Raw genomic sequence first — 18,347 nt, 5'->3', positions numbered from 1 at the left:
TCTTCACCGCGTCCGCCTCGGTCGCCGCGAGTCCTGCTCGCGGCACCGAGGCGGACGTGTCTGTATCCACCGAGGTGTTCTCATGAAGATCCTGCTGCCGCCGTCGGAGACCAAGCGCGAGGGAGGGACGGGCGCCCCGCTCGACCTGGCCGAGCTGGCGCTGCCCGGACTGCACGGCCACCGCAGCGCCGTCATCGACGCTCTCATCGACCTCTCCGCCGACGAGGCGTCGGCGAAGAAGGTGCTCAAGCTGAGCGAGCGTCAGGCGGGCGACATCGCCCACAATCGGTTGCTGCGCACGTCCGCGACGATGCCGGCCGTCGACCGGTACACGGGCGTCCTCTTCGATGCTCTCGACGCCGGTTCGCTGAGCTCCGCGTCGCGCCGCTGGCTCGGCGCGCACGTCTGGGTCCATTCGGCGCCCTTCGGCCCGGTGGGCGCCCTGGACCCGATTCCCGTCTACCGCCTCGCCGCGGGGACGTCTCTCCCCGGTCTGAGCGCGCTTCGCCGGCACTGGGCGCAGGCGACGAGCGCCGCGATCGCCGAGGAGGAACCGCCGTTCGTCCTCGACCTGCGCAGCGAGGCGTATGCCGCGCTCGGGCCGATCCCGGCATCCGTCCCGTCGGCCTATGTGCGCGTGGTGACGCACGAGGGTCGCGCACTCAACCACTTCAACAAGAAGTCCAAGGGGCTCCTGGTGAGGGAGCTCGCGGAGCAGCGGCCTCGTATCGGGTCTCTGCGGTCATTGCGGAACTGGGCAGGCCGACAGGGCATCACGCTGCGCGACACCGAGGGGCCAGGGGTTCTGGAGCTCGTCGTCGAGGAATGACGCCACATGTCGGCGTCGAGGTCCGCTCCGCGTGGGCCGTTGCTCGTCGCTGACGACCTCGCTATGGTTGTGTCGCAGCGTATCTCGGCGACTGCCCATCGGATCCGGAGGGGATCATGAACTCACTTATCGGTGCCGCATCGACGGCCGCCGCATCTTATTACGACTACGGAAGCGGCGCAGCGGCGGCCGCCTTCTGGGCCATCTACGCGATCTTCATTCTCGTGTTCGCAGTCGGCGGCTACGTCATCAGCGCGCTCTTCTACATGAAGCTCTTCGAAAAGGCGGGTGTCGAGGGCAAGTGGCGCGCCTGGGTGCCCTTCTACAACCTGATGATCTTCTTCAAGCTGGGTGACGTCAGTCCCTGGCTGGCGTTCGCCGTGTTCCTCACGTGGATCCCGGTTCTCGGGTGGCTCGTGGGCATCGGGTTCGCGATCGTGGCCGTTCTCGCCGCGTGGCGCATCGGCCTGAAGCTGCAGAAGGACTCCATCTGGGTGATCCTCTACATCTTCCTGTCGCTCGTGTGGCTCGGCATCAACGCCTTCGACAAGTCCCGGTGGAACGCCAACATCGCCCCGGCCGCGTGGGCGGGCAACGGCTTCCTCGCGGACCGCACCGTCTGGCAGGGCATCCCGGTCCAGTCCGCCGCCGCACCGGCACCCGGCTATGGCGCGCCGCAGGGATATGCGCCTCCCGCACCGCAGGGCTACGCACCTCCGGCACAGCCTGGGTACGCTCCTCCCGCACAGCCCGGCTACACGCAGCCGGCACCGCCGGCGCAGCCCGGCTACGCGCCTCCGGCCGCTCCGGCGACCGGCGCACCCGTGCCCCCGGCTCCGCAGACGCCTCCGGCCGCTCCGCAGACGCCTCCGGCGCCCCCCGCGGCACCGCCGGCAGCTCCGACCGCGCCTCCCGCGGCGCCGAGCGACCCCACGCAGCCCCCTGCGTGACGATCTGATACAGAGAGCCCTCGACTTCGGTCGGGGGCTCTCTGCCTTTGTCGGTGCCGGGTGGGGAAGGGCGTCGATAGTCACCGCCGTGCCCCTGGGCGTGGGTGAGATGGTGCCGAAGTCCACTACGATGTGTGTGTATCCTGAGGCCCCCCGATTCGCCGCAGGCAATCCGGAGGCAGCACGTGGCTGAGACGACAACGAAGACGCACAGCGTCACGGTCGCGCATCGGCAGCTGGCGCTGTCGTGGGCCGGAGTCACCGATGTCGGCCTCCGGCGCGAGACGAATCAGGATTCGTTCTACGCCGAGTATCCGCTCTTCGTGGTCGCAGATGGCATGGGCGGACACGCCGGCGGCGAGATCGCCAGTCAGAGCACGGTCACCCGTCTCGAGGCTCTCGTCTCCGCGGGCGAGGTCGGACGCGAGGCGATCGAGAACGCGTTGGAGCTCGCCGTGGGCGACATCGCCGCGCATCCGGAGACGACCGACGAGGGCACAGGGACCACGCTCACCGGCGTCTTCCTCGAAGTCGACGGCGATGATGCGCGCTGGGTCGCCCTGAACATCGGAGACTCGCGTGTGTATCTCCTGCGCGACGATCGGCTCGTGCAGGTGACGACCGATCACTCCGTGGTGCAGGAACTCATCACCGCGGGCAAGATCAGCCCCGAGGAAGCCGAGGGGCACCCCTACAGCAACGTCATCACTCGCGCGGTCGGAGCGAGCGAGCTGACGGCGCCCGACTACGTGCTGATCGACATCCAGGTCGGCGACCGGTTCGTCATCTGCTCGGACGGGCTGACCAAAGAGCTCACCGACTACGGCATCCAGCACTTCCTCCGCGAGCACAGCACCCCTGGTCCCGCCGTCGATGCGATGCTCGCAGCCGCGCTCGAGAACGGCGGCAGGGACAACGTGACGCTCATCATCGTCCAGGTGGACGACTCGTCCTCCACGGAATCGACTTCCGCGGAGTGATCGCCGCTCCACGGCCTTCGGCTGTGGAGAACGCTCCGGGCCTCTCGCGTATGCGGTCCACTGGTCGGTATGGACTCCCTCCCGATCTCGATTCCCGCCGCACCCATCGACGGCAGGAGACCGCCGATCCCCTTTCTCGCGGCTCTCGTCCCCGTCGCGTCGGGCATCGTGCTGTGGCTGCTGACCGACTCCCTCTACGCGCTCTGCTTCGCGGCTCTCAGTCCGCTGATGATCGCCGCGTCCGTGATCGATGGGGCGCGGGTTCGCCGAAAGACCAGGCGCGACGCGGAGCGCGATGGAGAGCGCGATTGGCAGCGGGCCGAGGGAGAACTCGCGCGTCGTCACGAGGAGGAGAGACGTCTTCTCGATCATCGTCATCCCGATGCCGCGTCGTGTCTGGTGCAGACGCCTCTCCGCGGAACCCATCCGGTGGACGCAGAAACGGAACTGGTCATCGGACGAGGAATCGTTCGCAGCGGCGTCCGTGCCGTCGGCGCCGATGACGCGAGGGCGAGAGACTTCCAGGAGCGATGCGGCGTGCTCTCCAATGCGCCGATCGTGGTTCCTCTCGGCGGGGGAGTCTGTCTCCGTGGAGCGGAGCCGGTGGTCCTTGCGGCTGTGCGCGCCCTCGTCGTGCAGGTGCATCTGCGGTTCGGCGCCGGTCGGATCGCGCTCGCGGGTGAGCGACTCGTCGAATGGGGCCTCGGGTCATTCGTCTCCTCGGGGAGATCGCGCAGAGAGCTCTTCAGACTCGGGGTCGCCCGCGAGGGAGATGCGCGTCCGCAGGCGGATGCTGTGCTCTGGATCGCTTCAGGGGACGGTGACGTCCCTGGGGGCGTCACCACGGTGCTGGACATCATCGAGCCGCGTCGAGCCCGCCTGCGGACGCCTCAGGGCGTGATGGAGGAGATCGCCGTCGAGGGCATCTCGTCGGCGCAGGCAGCGGCGATCGCGGTAGCGGCGGCAGACGACGAGACGGGAGCTCTGCCCGATGAGGTGATGCTGTCGGAGCTGACGTCGTCTGCCGAGGGGCGAGGCCTGTCTGCGGCCGTCGGCGTCGGAGAGCAGGGGACAGTCGTCCTCGACATCGTCGAAGACGGACCGCACGCGATCGTGACCGGGACGACCGGCACGGGCAAGAGCGAACTGCTGGTCTCGTGGGTGACGGCGATGGCGGCGGTGCACGGACCGGACCGCGTCGTCTTCGTCCTGGCGGACTTCAAGGGCGGCACCGCTTTCGAGCCCCTGCGCGCGCTCCCGCAGGTGGCCGCCGTGATCACGGACCTGGATGAGGCGGGCGCACGGCGCGGAGTGTCCAGCCTGACCGCAGAGCTCCGGCGTCGAGAGGGCGTCCTCGCCGCGGCGGGAGCCCGCGACATCGGCGCCGTGGGGATGCCGCGCCTGGTGATCGTGATCGATGAGTTCGCGGCGATGCTGCAGGAGCACGCTGACCTGGGAGCGGTGTTCACCGACATCGCCGCCAGAGGCAGAGCGCTGGGGATGCACCTGATCATCGGCACGCAGCGAGCGTCAGGCGTGATCAGGGACGCGCTGGCGGCGAACTGCCCTCTCCGACTGAGCCTGCGTGTCGGAGATCCGGCCGACAGTCGCATCGTGATCGGCACGGATGCCGCGGCCGAACTGCCAGGAGGTGCGATGTCGAGAGGCTTGGCGCTGGTGCGCCGGCCGCAGGACTCGGAACCGGCGGTGATGAGAGCGGCGCTGACCGGTGTCGCCGACCTCCGCGCGGTCGCTATGCGGTGGTCGCAGGTTGAGCGTTCTCCCAGCCCGTGGCTGCCGGTGCTCACCTCCTCGATCCCTCTCGAGACTCTTCGTGGTGAGGAGGAGAACGGCGCAGTCCTGCTGGGACGATCGGACGATCCCGAGCATCAATGCCAACCGGTGGAGACGCTGCGGGTCGGCACGGAGCGCGGGCTCGCCGTGCTCGGCGCCGCGGGTTCGGGGCGCTCCTCACTGCTGCGCCTGCTCCGACATCAGCGACCCGATGCGCTGTGGATCCCCGATGATCCGGAGGGCGCATGGGATGCGGCGACCGAGCTGGCACGAACCGGCGGACCGGATCTCGTGCTGTGCGACGATCTCGACGTCAGAGCGTCCGAGCTGCCGCCCGAGCACTCTCAGCTATTCGTGCACCTGTGGGACAGGATCCTTCGAGGAGGTTCGGGCACGACGTTCGTCATCACGGCGACCAGAGCATCGGGACCGGTCGGGCGCCTCCTGGACGCCCTCCCGAGGCGGGCCCTCCTGCGGATGCCCAGCAGAGTCGAGCACCTCGCCGCGGGCGGAGACTCGGCGACGTTCGATCGCGATCGCGGCCCTGGGCGGGCGTGGATGGGAGAACGTGAGACGCAGTTCGCCTGGGTACCGGAGCAGGCGTCATCCGAGTGGACTGCGCCCATCGCGTCTACTGGCTGGACTCCCACCGCCGACGTCACCGCGATCGTCACGTCGGGGCCGCACTCCGTGGCGCGGGTTCTCGGCGAGGCCTATCCCGACTGCGAGGTGCTCCTCGCTCCCACGCCTCCGTCCGCGTCGTCGCGGCCCGCCATCCTCGTGGCCGACGCCGACACCTGGCAACGCAACTGGTCGCTGTGGCAGACGGTGCGCACGCGCGGCGAGGTTCTGATCAGGGCCGAGAACCCCGCCGACCTCCGTCAGCTCGCAGGGGTCAGGGAGACACCGCCGTTCGCCCGCACCCATGCCGGGCGGGCATGGTCGCTGCGTGAGGCCGAAGGGCCACGCAGGGTGGTCGTACCCGTGCTGGACGGGCGGTGACAGGTGGGCCGCTCAGATTCCGCTTCCGAGCCGGATGGCGCCGACGTCCTTCCCGCCGCCGAGAACGGCGAGCGGAAGGGCCTCGGCAAGAGCGGCGACGTCGGCTTCCCGCAGGGCGCCCGCACGAACGAGGAGAGTCGCGGCGACGAGAGTGGAGGCGCGTGCGGATCCGTCGAGCATCTTGAGGGCGACCGTGGTCCCGTTCGGAGCGACCATGACCATGATGCCCTCGGCGCCGCCCTTGGCGAAGACGCCGAGCTTCTCGATCGCAAGGGTGTCCGGCCGTCCGGGGCCCTCGATGGTCCACGGGCTCTCCTTCACCGCACGGACGAGCGAACCCGCGACCCGGTGCAGTGCGAACGGAGAGCGCTCGGACGCGCTTCCGATCCGGTGGATCGCACGGGCGAGCCCGGTCAGGGTGATCGCGTGCACGGGAGCTCCGCATCCATCGACCGACGTGTGGGCGACCTTCTCGCCGGTCAGACGCTCGACGACCTCGCGGATGTGCACCTGCAGCGGGTGCGCGGGGTCGAGGTAGCCATCGGTCGGCCAACCCGTCGCCACGCAGGCGCGGAGCATCGCGGCGTGCTTGCCGGAGCAGTTCATGCGGATGCGGGTGGGGACGCCGTGCTCGCGCACGAGTTCGTCACGCGTCGACGTGTCGCTCGGCCAGGCTTCGGGGCAGCCGAGGTCGTCCTCGGTGAGCCCGCCCTGGGTGAGCACTTCGCGGACGACCTCCGCATGGCGATCGGTGCCCACGTGGCTTGCCGTGGACAGAGCGAGCTGTTCGCCTTCGAGGGGAGCTCCCGCGGTGATGCAGGCGATCGCCTGCAGAGGCTTGAGGCTGGACCGCGGGAGGATCAGCGCGTCGGTGTTGCCGTGCCTTGCGACGACCTCGCCGTCGGGGGACAGGACGACGGCAGCGCCCGCGTGGCGGGACTCCACGAAGCCGCTTCTTTCCACGACGGCGAGTTCAACGGCATCCTGAACGGTGAGAGTCTCCAGCACCACCCAAGACTACCGCCGGTGGGGGCGCGCTCGCGGTCACCCGCCGTCGGGGCGTACGTCGGGGCACGTGGCGGGGTGACGCTGGCAGACTGTATCCATGGCACTCGGCGAGCACAGGTACGCACTCACCTCGACGTGGACGGGCAACACGGGCACGGGCACCAGCGGATACCGCGACTATCGACGCGACGTCACTCTCGAGGTCCAGGGAAAGCCCGAGATCCTCGCATCGAGCGACAAGCCGTTCCGCGGGGACGTCTCGAGATGGAACCCCGAGGACCTCCTTCTCGCGTCGCTCTCGGAGTGCCATCTGCTGTCGTATCTGCACGCCTGCGTGACCGCCGGAGTCGTCGTGGTCTCGTACCGTGACACGGCGTCCGGTCTGATGACGGAGGACGGCCGCGGCGGGGGCGCGTTCGTCGAGGTCGTGCTGCGGCCGGAGGTCGTCGTGGCAGAGACCTCGATGGTGGAGGCGGCCGAGCGGGCCCACGCGCAGGCGAACGAATGGTGCTTCATCGCGAACTCGATGAACTTCCCCGTGCGTCACGAGGCCACGGTCACGGCTGAGCGGGCCTGAGCTCAGCGTGAAGCGTCAGCGGCGCTCGTGGGGGAGCGCCTGCTTGATCTTCTCGATCGCGCCCTGCGCGGGCGCCTCGTTGTAGGCTCCGGCGAGCTCCTGCCCGGAGAGCGCGTGGATGGCGGCCATGATCTCATCGGTGGCGAGACGCCGGGCCTTGCCACTCGTCGCCGGGCCGTGCGGGGAGAGATCCAGCGGCTTTCCGAACTTCACCGTGATGCGCTCCGAGAGGGTGGGCATCTTCGCGCCGACCGGCATGACCTTGTCGGTGCCGATCAGTCCGACCGGCACGACGGGGGCGCCCGTCTGCAAAGCGAGGAAGGCGACTCCGGTGCGCCCCTTGTAGAGGCGGCCGTCGGTGGATCGGGTGCCCTCGGGGTACAGCGCGACGGCAAGTCCTTCCTCGAGGAGCTGACGCTGCAGGTCCAGCGCGTCCAGAGCAGCCTGGCCTGCTCCGCGGCGAACGGGAATCGCCCCGATGGACTCGAAGAAGGTCTTGCTCAACCAGCCCTTGGCGCCGGTGCCTTCGAAGTAGCTCGACTTGGCGAGGAAGTGCACGGGGCGGGGCGCGGCGACCGGGATGGCGATCGAGTCGATGAACGACAGATGGTTGCTCGCGAAGATCACGGCGCCGTCGAGGGGGACGTTCTCCCTTCCCTCGATGCGAGGGCGGTAGATGAGACGGGCGAGCGGGCTGATCAGGCTGCGGCCGAGCGCATAGGTGAACCCTGCGTGACGCGGCTTCGCGGTCTCCGCGGGAGAGGAATCGGGCTCCACGGACTGCTCAGAGGTCATCAGAGAAGGCTACTCCCGATCCCATGCCGTTACCGGAATGCAATGCGCAGCCCCCGCGCCTCCCAGCGCGGACCAAGCCGCGTACGAGAGTATGGGATGTCCCACCAGAGATCCTGAGGTCTTCACTGTGCGCAAGCGTCCGCTCATCGTCCTGTCCACCGTCGCCGCGGCGACCCTGCTCCTGGCCGGATGCTCCGGCAGCTCGAAGCCAGAGTCGTCGAGCACTCCGAGCCCCACGGCGTCGAGCTCCTGCCTCGCCGAACTGAAGTCCGGCGCCGGTTCCGACGCCGTCACCGTCGACGGCACCGGCGCCGCCGCGAAGGTCACCGTCCCCGAGGGCACGGAGATCAAGGAAGCCGAGCGCTCCGTCGTGGTCAAGGGCGATGGCGACGACGTCAAGCCCGGCGACCTCGTCTCCCTCCGCTACCAGCTCGTCGATGCGACGACCAACGAGGTGCTCAGCACCTCGGAGCGCGGTCCGGACGGCGTCCTCTCCGCTCTGCTGGCGACCCAGCAGTCGCAGCAGATCGTCGACCCCACGCAGTCCACGGTGTTCACCGTGGCCGCGGAGTGCCTGCCGATCGGCTCGAGCGTCGTGCTGACGCTGCCGGCGTCGGGGGAGGGGATGCACCCGAGCGTGCTCTACGTCGAGACCATCGACGAGCTGCCGACGACCGCGTCCGGCACCGCCGTCGACCCGACCGAGGGCATGCCCGAGGTCAAGCTCGATGACGACGGCGCGCCGACGATCACCGTTCCGAAGAGCGATGCACCGACCGAGACCGAGGTTGCCGTCCTCAAGCAGGGCGACGGTGCGGTCGTCGCCTCGGGCGACCTGGTCACCGTGCAGTACCGCGGTGTGAAGTGGTCGGATGGCAAGGAGTTCGACTCGAGCTGGAGCCGTGGCGCCATGCCGGCGCAGTTCCAGACCACGAGCGTCGTCACCGGATTCAAGACGGCTCTCGAAGGCCAGAAGGTGGGCTCGCAGGTCGTCGTCGTGATGCCCCCGAAGGACGGCTACGGCGCGTCGGAGGGCAACGAGCTGCAGAACGAGACGCTCGTCTTCGTCGTCGACATCCTCGCGACCACCCCGATCGAGGTCGCGCAGTAACACGGGACGAGCCGAGGGCGTGACATAGGCTGGCGGCATGCGTCGCATCATCGTCCTCGGCTCCACCGGTTCCATCGGCACTCAGGCGCTCGACGTCATCCGGGCGAACCCGCGACGGTTCGAACTCGTGGGCCTGGCGGCAGGCTCGAACGCCACGATGCTCGCGGAACAGGCGGAGCGCTTCCAGGTCGATGCGACCGCTCTGGGCGCCGTCGAGGCGGAACAGCTGGTGCGCGACGTCGAAGCCGACGTCGTGCTCAACGCGATCACCGGGTCGATCGGCCTCGGGTCGACGCTCGCCGCGCTGAAGGCCGGACGCACGCTCGCGCTGGCGAACAAGGAATCGCTGATCGTCGGAGGCGACCTGGTGCTCGCCGCCGCCGCGCCCGGTCAGATCGTGCCGGTGGACTCCGAGCACTCCGCCCTGGCGCAAGCGCTGCGCAGCGGAACGCACGATGAGGTGCGTCGACTCGTCGTCACGGCATCCGGCGGTCCGTTCCGGGGCCGCAGTCGTGGCGAGATGGAGACCGTCTCCCCGCAGGAGGCTCTCGCTCACCCCACCTGGGACATGGGGCGCATGGTCACCACGAACTCCGCGACCCTGGTCAACAAGGGACTCGAGGTCATCGAAGCCCATCTGCTCTTCGACGTCGCGTACGACGACATCGACGTCGTCGTCCACCCGCAGTCGATCGTGCACTCCATGGTCGAGTTCGTCGACGGCTCGACGATCGCGCAGGCCTCGCCGCCGGACATGCGCCTGCCCATCTCCCTCGGCCTCGACTGGCCGAACCGCGTCGGCGGTGTCGGGCGACCGCTGGACTGGACGAAGGCATCCTCCTGGACGTTCGAGCCGCTCGACGACGTGGCGTTCCCCTCCGTCGCTCTCGCGAAGGCGGTGGGGCGCGCCGGTCGCACGTTCCCGGCCGTCTACAACGCGGCGAACGAGCAGGCGGTCGACGCGTTCCACGAAGGACGGCTGTCGTTCCTCGGCATCGTGGACACCATCGCCAGGGTGGTCGATGCGCACGAGCCGCCGGAGACTCTCACGGTGGAGTCCCTGGCCGAGGCGGAGCTCTGGGCGCGCCGCACCGCAGACCGGTTCATCGCCGCAGGCGCGCCCGCCTAGCCCCGTCGATCCGGCGTCAGATCGCGGGGCCCCGGCGAGACCTCAGCCCTCGTCGGGGTACGGCACGGGCCAGTGCGAATCGGGCACAGGCCACCCCGCAGCCTTGAGAGCGCGGCGGGCGAGCTCGCGGGCCGAGTACGGAGTGCGCATCCCGCGGATGTCGCGGTAGTCCTGGTGACCCGGACCGGCCCAGAGGATCGCATCTCCTTCGCCGACCAGGCCGACGGCGGCGACGATCGCCTTCTCAGGCGGTGAGTACTCGTGGATCTCGGCATCCGGACGTGCGGTGCGCGCGCCCTCCACGAGTGTGGCCCTGATCGAGTCCGGGTCTTCGAAGCGCGGATGGTGATCGGTGATGACGAGGATGTCGCTGCCCTCGACGGCGGTGCGCGCCATGTCGAAGCGCTTGCTCGCGTCGCGGTCTCCATCGGCGCCGAACAGCATGAGGACGCGGCCCGGCGTGACCCGGCGCACGGCGGCGAGGGTCTTCTCGAACGCGTCGGGCGAATGGCCGAAATCGACGAAGACGGCGGGGCCCGCCTCGCCCGAGACGAGCTGCGTGCGCCCGGGCAGATAGGCCTCGATGCCGCCGTCTCGCTCCAGAGCCGTGACGATGCGGTCCCAGTCGTAGCCGCCCTCGAGCAGCATCACGATGGCGAGAGCGGCGTTCGCCGCCATGTGCGGTCCGATGACGGGCACGGTCGTGGTGAGGACGCCGGCCGGGCCGGTCATCGTGAACGTGGTGCCCGCGGCGCGCTCGTCGTCGATCGACACGACCCAGTCGGCGCGCGCAGCGGCCTCGGGATCAGCGGCGATGGAGGGGGTGCCGACGGTGACCACGGGGATCTCCGCGCGTGCGACGACGGTCGCACCCGAGGGGGAATCCAGGCAGACGACCCCGCGGCGCGCCCGGTCAGGACGGAACAGAGGCAGTTTCGCCTCGAAGTACTCCTCCATGTCGGCGTAGTCGTCGAGGTGGTCGTGGCTGAGATTGGTGAAGCCGGCCACGTCGAAGAGGATGCCGTCGACACGATGACGGGAGAGGGCCTGCGCGCTGACCTCGACGGCCACGGCCTCGACGGCCCGCTCGCGCATGAGGGCGAGCAGCGCGTGCATCTCCGATGCCTCGGGGGTGGTCAGACGGGAGACGATGACCTCGCCGGCGATGTGACGCTCGGCGGTGGAGGAGAGCCCGGTGACGACGCCGAGCTGATCGAGGATGCCCTCGAGCAGGTGCGAGACGCTGGTCTTCCCGTTCGTGCCCGTCGTCGCGAAGAGGAGCGGCAGCTCGTCGTCCGCGCCGGTGCCGTACACCCAGGCGCTGAGAGCGCCGAGGACGGCTCGCGGGTCATCGACGATGACGGTCGGGAGTCCGACGGGCTCGGCGATCACGGCGCCCGCGGCATCCGTGATGATCGCGACGGCGCCCTTCTCGGCGGCGGTGGCGGCGAACTCGGCGCCATGGCGGTTCACGCCCTGGATCGCGACGAACGCCTCGCCGGCGCGGAGGTCGGCCGTGGCGAGGGTGATCCCCGTCAGGGCGACTCCGGTGAGATCGCCGCGGACCTCGCGGGCGAATCGGGTGGCGAGTTCGGACAGCTCGCGCCGGGGCGGGTTCGCGGGGCGGAGCACGGGAGGCAGGCTCGGTTGTTGTTCAATCGACATGTCCCCACCATGATCTCATGGCTCGATCCCGTTGCCGGATGCGGCACGGCCCCTGCCTTCGTCGCGCAGGCCTCCCGATGCGGGCGGACGGCGCGACGAAGGCGGGGTCCCGGGCTCAGGCCCTGCGGCGGTACGCGAGCACCGCGACGACCAGGGCTGTGAGGCCGGCGAGCAGACCGCCCGCTCCCAGAGCCACCGGAAGGGGATCGGATGCCGTCGCCGTGGCATCCGGCGTCGCGGACGTCTCCGCGTGCCCGTCTGGCATGTCGTGTCCGCCCTCGGCCGAGGCGGGGGCGACGGTCACGACCGGCGCCGGGGTGTCGAGACTGTGCGGGTCCTCCCCGTCCTTCGCGAGCTGGGTCCACTCCGTGCTGCCCTCGACGCACGTCTGCACGACGGGGAACGCGAGAGTGTCGGGCGTGTCCTCGTCGAGGCCGACGCCCATGCTCACCGCGCCCCGGAGGTCGATCGGCACGGGCGTCAGCGCGGTGTAGGTCACGGCGCTCACGAGTCCGTCGTCTCCGCGTTCGACGTCGATCGCCCAGTCGCCGTCCGCGGTCGGCGACACGGAGGCGAGGCCCTTCGGGATGGTGACCTTCAGCGCGGTCGTCGGAGACGTCTCGCATCCGTGGGAGAAGGAGAAGGTGAGGACGCCGTGGTCTCCCGCGACGAGTTCGTCGGGGGAGACGCTGACGTGAGCGCTCGCGGCGAGCGGGAGGACGACGGCGAGGACGGCGCCGCCGATGATGCCGGCGGTGATGGTGGTGGTGGTGGAACGCATGAGGGAACTCCTGTCTGTGGACTGCATGATCTGCGGGCGCGCCGGTCAGCGCGGGCATCCCGCGGGGTGGTGGCCTCGTCGAGGCGGTTCGGAGATCAGGCGGAGACAGGCGGCCCGCGCCGGCAGACCGCGGCGATGGGCACGGCGTCGGCCAGCGGGCGGACCTCGGGGCGGAGCGGAGCGGGGCGCTCGTGGTGCGCCGGGGCGGCAGCGGCGGCGCGGCGGAGCACGGCGCGGACCCAGCAGGCGATCGCGCGGACCGTCGACTCGCCGCGCCAGAGCAGGAGCACGGTGACGACGGCCGCTGCGGCATGGCCGAGGAGCATCGTGGCGTCGGGGAGCGTGGCGACGGCGACAGGTCCGAGCGGCAGAAGGTGGTGCGCGTGTCCGGCGGCGCCGATGACGCCACCGCCGACAGGAGCGCCGAGGACCTGGAAGAGCAGATGGAACGCGGCCTGGCTCACGAGCACCGTGACGGCGACACGCAGCCTCGACGGCGCTGCGCCGATCATCAGCGCCGCCGGCGGCACCAGGAACGAGGAGACCGCGAGCACCAGCAGCGGATGCGGAGCGGAACCGCCCGCGAGAGTGTGCGAGACCGCCGCCAGGAGCGTGGCGACAGAGGACGCCGATGCCGCGCGCAGAAGTCGCAGCTGGCGGGAGGTCACATCCTCAGCCTATCCTCGGGGCGGCGCCGGGCTGATTCCTAGGCTGCGACCAGTAGCGTAGGCACGTGGAAACACTGCTCTATGTGGGCGGCATCCTGTTCATGCTGATCGGCCTCGGCCTCTCGATCGGACTGCACGAGATCGGCCACCTCCTCCCCGCGAAGCTCTTCGGCGTGCGCGTCGGCCAGTACATGATCGGCTTCGGCCCGCGGATCTGGTCGAAGCGGATCGGCGAGACCGAGTACGGATTCAAGCTGCTGCCGCTGGGCGGCTTCATCTCGATGTCGGGCATGTACCCCGACTCGAAGGGCTCGGGTCCGGCCAAGGGCGTCTTCCGCACTCTCATCCAGGACGCCAGGTCGGCGAACGACGAGACGATCGCGGAGGGGGCGGAGGAGCGCGTCTTCTTCCGGCTCCCGGTATGGAAGCGCGTCATCGTGATGCTCGGCGGCCCGCTGATGAATCTGATCCTCGCCGTCGTCATCTTCACCGTCCTCGTCTCGGGGATCGGCGTGCAGCAGGGCACGACCACGATCGCCTCGGTGAGCCAGTGCGTGCTCCCCGCCGGTTCCACGGCGACCGAGTGCGGGTCGGATGACCCGGAGGCGCCCGCTGCGGAGGCGGGCATCAAGCCGGGAGATGTGCTGGTGTCGCTCGACGGACAGCCCGTCTCCGACTTCGCGGAGGCGACCTCGATCGTGCAGGCGTCTCCCGGAAAGACGCTGGATCTGGTGGTGCTGCGGGACGGCGCCGAGAAGACGCTGAAGATCACGCCGGTCGCCGCCGAGCGCAAGCTCACCGACGCGAGCGGTCGGCCCGTGCTCGACGCGAAGGGCGAGCAGGTCGTGAAGACCGTCGGCTATGTCGGCATGGGAGCCCAGATGGGCTTCGTGCAGCAGCCGCTGACGGCGGGGCCGGAGATGGCGGCCGACAGCGTCGCCCGAGTGGCGTCGCTGATCGTGACGCTGCCGGTGAAGCTGTGGGACATCGGCGCCTCGCTGGTCACCGGGGGCGAGCGCGACCCGAACGGCCCCCTGAGCGTCGTCGGCGTCGGACGCCTGGCCGGAGAGGTCGCGGCGACGGATGCGCCGATCCTGAACCGGTTCTCGGTGCTGCTCGGGCTGCTCGGATCGTTGAACGTCGCGCTGTTCGTGTTCAACCTGATCCCGCTGCTTCCACTCGATGGCGGTCACATCGTCGTCGCGCTGTGGGACGGCATCAAGCGGGCCTGGGCGAAGCTCTTCCGCCGGCCCCCGCCCGCGCCGGTCGACGCGACGAAGCTCGTGCCGCTCACGGTGGTCGTGGCGACGCTGCTCATCGCGATGGGCGCGCTTCTCCTGGTGGCCGACCTGTTCAATCCGGTGAACCTGCTCGGAGGCTGAGCCGCCGACGATCCCCGGTGCCGTTTCTCGGTCGGGGACTCGTCAGGCCAGGGCGTGCGTGACGAGCCGATCGAGCGTGCGGATGCCGTCTCGCGACAGGATCGATTCGAGGTGCCCCTGCACGGAGGAGAAGCGCTCTCCGCGCAGCGAGTAGACGTCGCCGGAGGCGGCATCCGCCGACACCTCGGCCCCATCCACGCTCGTCGTGCCGGGATCCACTCGCGCGGTGAACGTGTTGTAGAAGCCGATCGAGGCGTTCTCGCCGAACACGGGCACCGACTTCTGCAGCCCCTGGTGCGGTGTCGCGAGGGGAGTGAGAGCGATGCCGAGCCGATCGGCGAGGATCTGGTGGCTCAGGCACACGGCGAGCAGCGGAGCCCCGGCGTCGAGACGGCGCGCCACGACCTCCCGCATCCGCGAGATGCGGGGGCTGGACAGGTCCCGAGGGTCCCCGGGTCCGGGCCCCGCCACCACGAGGTCCGCCGCGTCGACCGCGGCATCCTGCACCTCGTTCCACGGGGCGATCGTGACGTCGAGGCCGAGGTGGCGCAGCTGATGGGCGAGCATCGTGGTGAAGCGGTCCTCGGCATCCACCACGAGGGCCGTGCGTCCCGTGAACGGACCGGTGAACTCCTCGCCCTGCGGGTTCAGCCAGAACTCGGCCAGCCGCGCGTTGCGGGAGGAGAGCAGCTCGGCGACGGTCGGGTCCTCGGCGAGGGGGCGCGGCTCGGTCGGGGCGTCGGCATCGCTGCGCGCCTCGGCGATCCGGTCGCGATCGATGGCGCCGATCGCCCCCAGCACGCCGGCGGCCTTGCCGTGGGTCTCGCTCACCTCGCCGTACGGGTCGGAATGGCGAACGAGGGTGGCGCCGACCGGAACGCTGAGCGCACCGTTCTCGAGGTATACCGTGCGGATGAGGATGGGGGCGTCGAGGTCGTGACCGCCCTCGGCGTTCGGGGTGAACAGGGCGGCGACGCCGGAGTAGTAGCCGCGAGGCTTGCGCTCGTGACGGCGGATGACCGCGCAGGCGTTCTGCATGGGGGAGCCGGTCACCGTGGGGGCGAACATCGTCTCGCGGAGGATCTCGCGCGGGTCGAGGCGGCTGCGGCCGCGGAGCATGTACTCCGTGTGAGTGAGGCGCGACATCTCCTTGAGGTGCGGCCCGGTGATGCGGCCGCCGTCGGAGCAGACGGCGCTCATCATCTTCAGCTCCTCGTCGACGACCATGAAGAGCTCCTCCGTCTCCTTCGTGGAGGAGAGGAAGTCCACCAGGGTCTCCTTCGTGGCTCCGCCCGCGGGGTGGCGGAAGGTGCCGGAGATCGGGTTCATCGTGACGATGCCGTCGCGGGCGACCACGTGCGCTTCGGGGCTCGCGCCGACGGCGATGTGGCCCGGTGTGAAGACGGCGAAGGTCCAGTAGGCGCCGCGCTCGTGCGTGAGCAGGGCGCGGAACCAGGTGAGAGCGGCGGTGCGGTCGTCGACGTCGATGTTCGCGGTGAAGTCGCGGCGGATCACGAAGTTCGCGCCTTCTCCGCGGCCGATCTCGTCGGCGATCACGCGCTCGACGATCGCGGCGTACTCCTCGTCGGCGATGTCGAAGCCGTCGTCGCGGAGCGGGACGGAGGCCGACGGGAGTGCGGAGAGCACCTCGGGGGTCGGCAGGTGCAGGTGCTCGTCGACGACGATGCACCGCAGCGGGGCGCCGTCATCCTGAGCGACGAACCCGCGTTCCCGCACCTGGCGATAGGGCACCATCGCGAAGACCTCCCGTGCGGCGCCGTCGACGGTCAGCGGGATGTCGGCGAGCAGGTCGACGTCGACGACGTCGCCGGTGAGCAGCTCGACCGTGTCCGCTCCGTCGCGCGCGATCAGCACGAAGGATGCCGCCGGGTCTGCGCTGAGCTCGGCGAGGCGTGAGAGGGTCATCGATGTCTCCTGTGCGAGGTATCGGGCGCGGCTCAAACGAAAAGACCGCCCCTGAAGGCGGTCTGGATTCGTGGGAACGCGAACACACCGCCTAGGAGGCGGGCCACCAGGTGAGGTTCGCGAGCATGTGGTGAAAACTATCACAGGTGATCGGACCAGGGCGGGCCGATGACGTGGGGCTGTCATCCAGCCCCGGTGCGTGCGGGCGGCGTAGGCTTGAGGGGTGCCAGCAGTGAACCTGGGGATGCCGAAGCTCCCCGAAGTCCTCGCCCCCCGCCGCAAGTCCCGCCAGATCAAGGTGGGCAAGGTGCTCGTGGGCGGTGACGCTCCGGTGACCGTGCAGTCCATGACGACCACGAAGACCACCGACATCAACGCCACTCTCCAGCAGATCGCCGAGCTCACGGCATCCGGATGCGAGATCGTCCGCGTGGCCGTGCCGCACCAGGACGACGCCGACGCGCTCAAGATCATCGCGATGAAGAGCCAGATCCCGGTGATCGCCGACATCCACTTCCAGCCCCGCTACATCTACACCGCGATCGACGCGGGGTGCGGCGCCGTCCGGGTGAACCCGGGCAACATCCGCGAGTTCGACGGCAACGTCGGCAAGATCGCGGAGGCGGCCAAAGCCGCCGGCGTGTCTCTCCGCATCGGGGTGAACGCGGGCTCGCTCGACAAGCGGATCCTCGCGAAGTACGGCAAGGCCACCGCGGAGGCTCTCGTGGAGAGCGCCGTCTGGGAGGCGTCGCTCTTCGAGGAGCACGACTTCCACGACTTCAAGATCTCCGTCAAGCACAACGACCCCGTGGTGATGGTCAAGGCGTACCGTCAGCTCGCCGAGCGAGGCGACTGGCCCCTGCACCTCGGTGTGACCGAGGCCGGTCCCGCGTTCCAGGGCACGATCAAGAGCGCCACCGCGTTCGGCATCCTCCTCGGCGAGGGCATCGGCGACACCATCCGCGTCTCCCTGTCGGCTCCGCCCGCCGAAGAGGTCAAGGTCGGCCACCAGATCCTGCAGTCACTGAACCTCCGCGAGCGCAAGCTCGAGATCGTCTCCTGCCCGTCGTGCGGACGTGCGCAGGTCGACGTCTACACGCTCGCCGAGAACGTCACCGAGGGCCTCAAGGACATGACGGTCCCGCTGCGGGTCGCCGTCATGGGCTGCGTCGTCAACGGTCCGGGTGAAGCCCGTGAAGCAGACCTGGGCGTCGCCTCGGGCAACGGCAAGGGCCAGATTTTCGTCAAGGGAGAGGTCATCAAGACCGTGCCCGAGGCCGAGATCGTCGCCACGCTCATCGAAGAGGCGAACCGCATCGCCGCGGAGATGGGGCCCGACGCCCCGCTCGGCGCCGCTCAGGTCGTCACGGTCTGACCGAGAACCGCAAGGAGACGAAGATGTCGCAGCTGCCCGCACCCGTCCAGGCGATGATCGACGCGATCAACGCGGCCGACACCGACGCCTTCGTCGCGGCCTTCACCCCCGCCGGCTTCGTGAGCGACTGGGGCACCGTCAAGGCGGGTCCCGACGGCGTCCGGGGCTGGGCCGACAGCGACGCCATCGGCGCAGGCGCGCGCATGACCGTGCTCTCGTCCGAGACCGAGGGCGACACCACGCGCATCCGCTTCGGCTGGGCGAGTCGCGTCTTCAACGGCGAGTCGGACGGCATCTTCGTGGTCGACGGCGACAGGCTCGCCAGCTTCACCATCCCGCCCGGGCACTGAGCGTCCGCTCGTCCCTCGGCTGAAT

Annotated in this window: 16 protein-coding genes; 10 read left to right on the top strand and 6 right to left on the bottom strand. The window is 69.7% G+C overall.

Annotated elements, in window-relative coordinates; translation table 11 throughout:
* Positions 1–82 precede the first annotated feature (82 nt).
* From ACFVRO_RS13635 to ACFVRO_RS13620, 4 genes are all read left to right on the top strand, one after another.
* Positions 83–829, top strand: coding sequence for a YaaA family protein (locus tag ACFVRO_RS13635; protein ID WP_386953175.1), 747 nt, complete (start codon positions 83–85; stop codon positions 827–829).
* Between the two features lie 116 nt (positions 830–945).
* Positions 946–1,779, top strand: coding sequence for a large exoprotein (locus tag ACFVRO_RS13630; RefSeq protein WP_386953174.1), 834 nt, complete (start codon positions 946–948; stop codon positions 1,777–1,779).
* A gap of 185 nt (positions 1,780–1,964) precedes the next feature.
* Entirely contained in the window at positions 1,965–2,759 is a 795-nt protein-coding gene (locus ACFVRO_RS13625) for a PP2C family serine/threonine-protein phosphatase (protein WP_105674670.1), read from the top strand.
* A gap of 69 nt (positions 2,760–2,828) precedes the next feature.
* Entirely contained in the window at positions 2,829–5,555 is a 2,727-nt protein-coding gene (locus ACFVRO_RS13620) for an FtsK/SpoIIIE domain-containing protein (protein WP_386953171.1), read from the top strand.
* Positions 5,556–5,567: 12 nt separating this feature from the next.
* Here ACFVRO_RS13620 and ACFVRO_RS13615 read toward each other — a convergent pair whose 3' ends face one another.
* Positions 5,568–6,563: an asparaginase gene (locus ACFVRO_RS13615; RefSeq protein ID WP_386953170.1), complete on the bottom strand. Its 996-nt coding sequence runs from the start codon at positions 6,561–6,563 to the stop codon at positions 5,568–5,570.
* A gap of 97 nt (positions 6,564–6,660) precedes the next feature.
* Between ACFVRO_RS13615 and ACFVRO_RS13610 the strand changes: the two genes are divergently transcribed.
* Positions 6,661–7,140 carry an OsmC family protein gene (locus ACFVRO_RS13610; protein WP_386953168.1) on the top strand — a complete coding sequence of 160 codons (480 nt, stop codon included), beginning with the start codon at positions 6,661–6,663 and terminating at the stop codon, positions 7,138–7,140.
* A 15-nt stretch (positions 7,141–7,155) separates the two neighbouring features.
* On the opposite strand, the gene ACFVRO_RS13605 is transcribed toward ACFVRO_RS13610, so the two are convergent.
* The gene (locus ACFVRO_RS13605) at positions 7,156–7,935 is read right to left on the bottom strand and encodes a 1-acyl-sn-glycerol-3-phosphate acyltransferase (protein ID WP_105674664.1); all 780 of its coding nucleotides are present in this window, start codon (positions 7,933–7,935) and stop codon (positions 7,156–7,158) included.
* 127 nt (positions 7,936–8,062) lie between these two features.
* On the opposite strand from ACFVRO_RS13605, the gene ACFVRO_RS13600 reads away from it, so the two are divergent.
* Both ACFVRO_RS13600 and dxr read left to right on the top strand, forming a co-directional pair.
* Entirely contained in the window at positions 8,063–9,046 is a 984-nt protein-coding gene (locus tag ACFVRO_RS13600) for an FKBP-type peptidyl-prolyl cis-trans isomerase (RefSeq protein WP_386953165.1), read from the top strand.
* A gap of 37 nt (positions 9,047–9,083) precedes the next feature.
* The gene (gene dxr, locus ACFVRO_RS13595; RefSeq protein ID WP_386953163.1) at positions 9,084–10,175 is read left to right on the top strand and encodes a 1-deoxy-D-xylulose-5-phosphate reductoisomerase; all 1,092 of its coding nucleotides are present in this window, start codon (positions 9,084–9,086) and stop codon (positions 10,173–10,175) included.
* A 42-nt stretch (positions 10,176–10,217) separates the two neighbouring features.
* On the opposite strand, the gene ACFVRO_RS13590 is transcribed toward dxr, so the two are convergent.
* The 3 genes from ACFVRO_RS13590 to ACFVRO_RS13580 all read right to left on the bottom strand — a co-directional run bounded on the left by ACFVRO_RS13590 (position 10,218) and on the right by ACFVRO_RS13580 (position 13,289).
* Entirely contained in the window at positions 10,218–11,840 is a 1,623-nt protein-coding gene (locus ACFVRO_RS13590; RefSeq protein ID WP_386953160.1) for a Mur ligase family protein, read from the bottom strand.
* Between the two features lie 115 nt (positions 11,841–11,955).
* Positions 11,956–12,621: a YcnI family protein gene (locus ACFVRO_RS13585; protein WP_386953158.1), complete on the bottom strand. Its 666-nt coding sequence runs from the start codon at positions 12,619–12,621 to the stop codon at positions 11,956–11,958.
* 95 nt (positions 12,622–12,716) lie between these two features.
* A complete protein-coding gene (locus ACFVRO_RS13580; RefSeq protein ID WP_386953155.1) occupies positions 12,717–13,289 on the bottom strand; it encodes a hypothetical protein in 573 nt (190 codons plus the stop codon).
* A gap of 65 nt (positions 13,290–13,354) precedes the next feature.
* Between ACFVRO_RS13580 and ACFVRO_RS13575 the strand changes: the two genes are divergently transcribed.
* Complete coding sequence (locus ACFVRO_RS13575; RefSeq protein ID WP_386953152.1) at positions 13,355–14,671, top strand: M50 family metallopeptidase; 1,317 nt, start codon at positions 13,355–13,357, stop codon at positions 14,669–14,671.
* A gap of 42 nt (positions 14,672–14,713) precedes the next feature.
* On the opposite strand, the gene ACFVRO_RS13570 is transcribed toward ACFVRO_RS13575, so the two are convergent.
* On the bottom strand, positions 14,714–16,597 hold the full coding sequence (locus tag ACFVRO_RS13570) for a chorismate-binding protein (protein ID WP_386953150.1): 1,884 nt from the start codon (positions 16,595–16,597) through the stop codon (positions 14,714–14,716).
* A gap of 223 nt (positions 16,598–16,820) precedes the next feature.
* Here ACFVRO_RS13570 and ispG point away from each other — a divergent pair, with 223 nt between their 5' ends.
* The gene (gene ispG / locus ACFVRO_RS13565; protein ID WP_223586627.1) at positions 16,821–17,972 is read left to right on the top strand and encodes a flavodoxin-dependent (E)-4-hydroxy-3-methylbut-2-enyl-diphosphate synthase; all 1,152 of its coding nucleotides are present in this window, start codon (positions 16,821–16,823) and stop codon (positions 17,970–17,972) included.
* 23 nt (positions 17,973–17,995) lie between these two features.
* Positions 17,996–18,322 (top strand): hypothetical protein, encoded by a 327-nt coding sequence (locus ACFVRO_RS13560; protein ID WP_105674647.1) that lies wholly within the window; start codon positions 17,996–17,998, stop codon positions 18,320–18,322.
* Positions 18,323–18,347 lie beyond the last annotated feature (25 nt).

Origin of the sequence: Microbacterium sp. NPDC057944, assembly GCF_042887445.1 — a bacterium.
In the GTDB taxonomy this organism is placed as follows: domain Bacteria; phylum Actinomycetota; class Actinomycetes; order Actinomycetales; family Microbacteriaceae; genus Microbacterium; species Microbacterium natoriense.
This window is presented reverse-complemented; position numbering and strand designations above follow the sequence as displayed.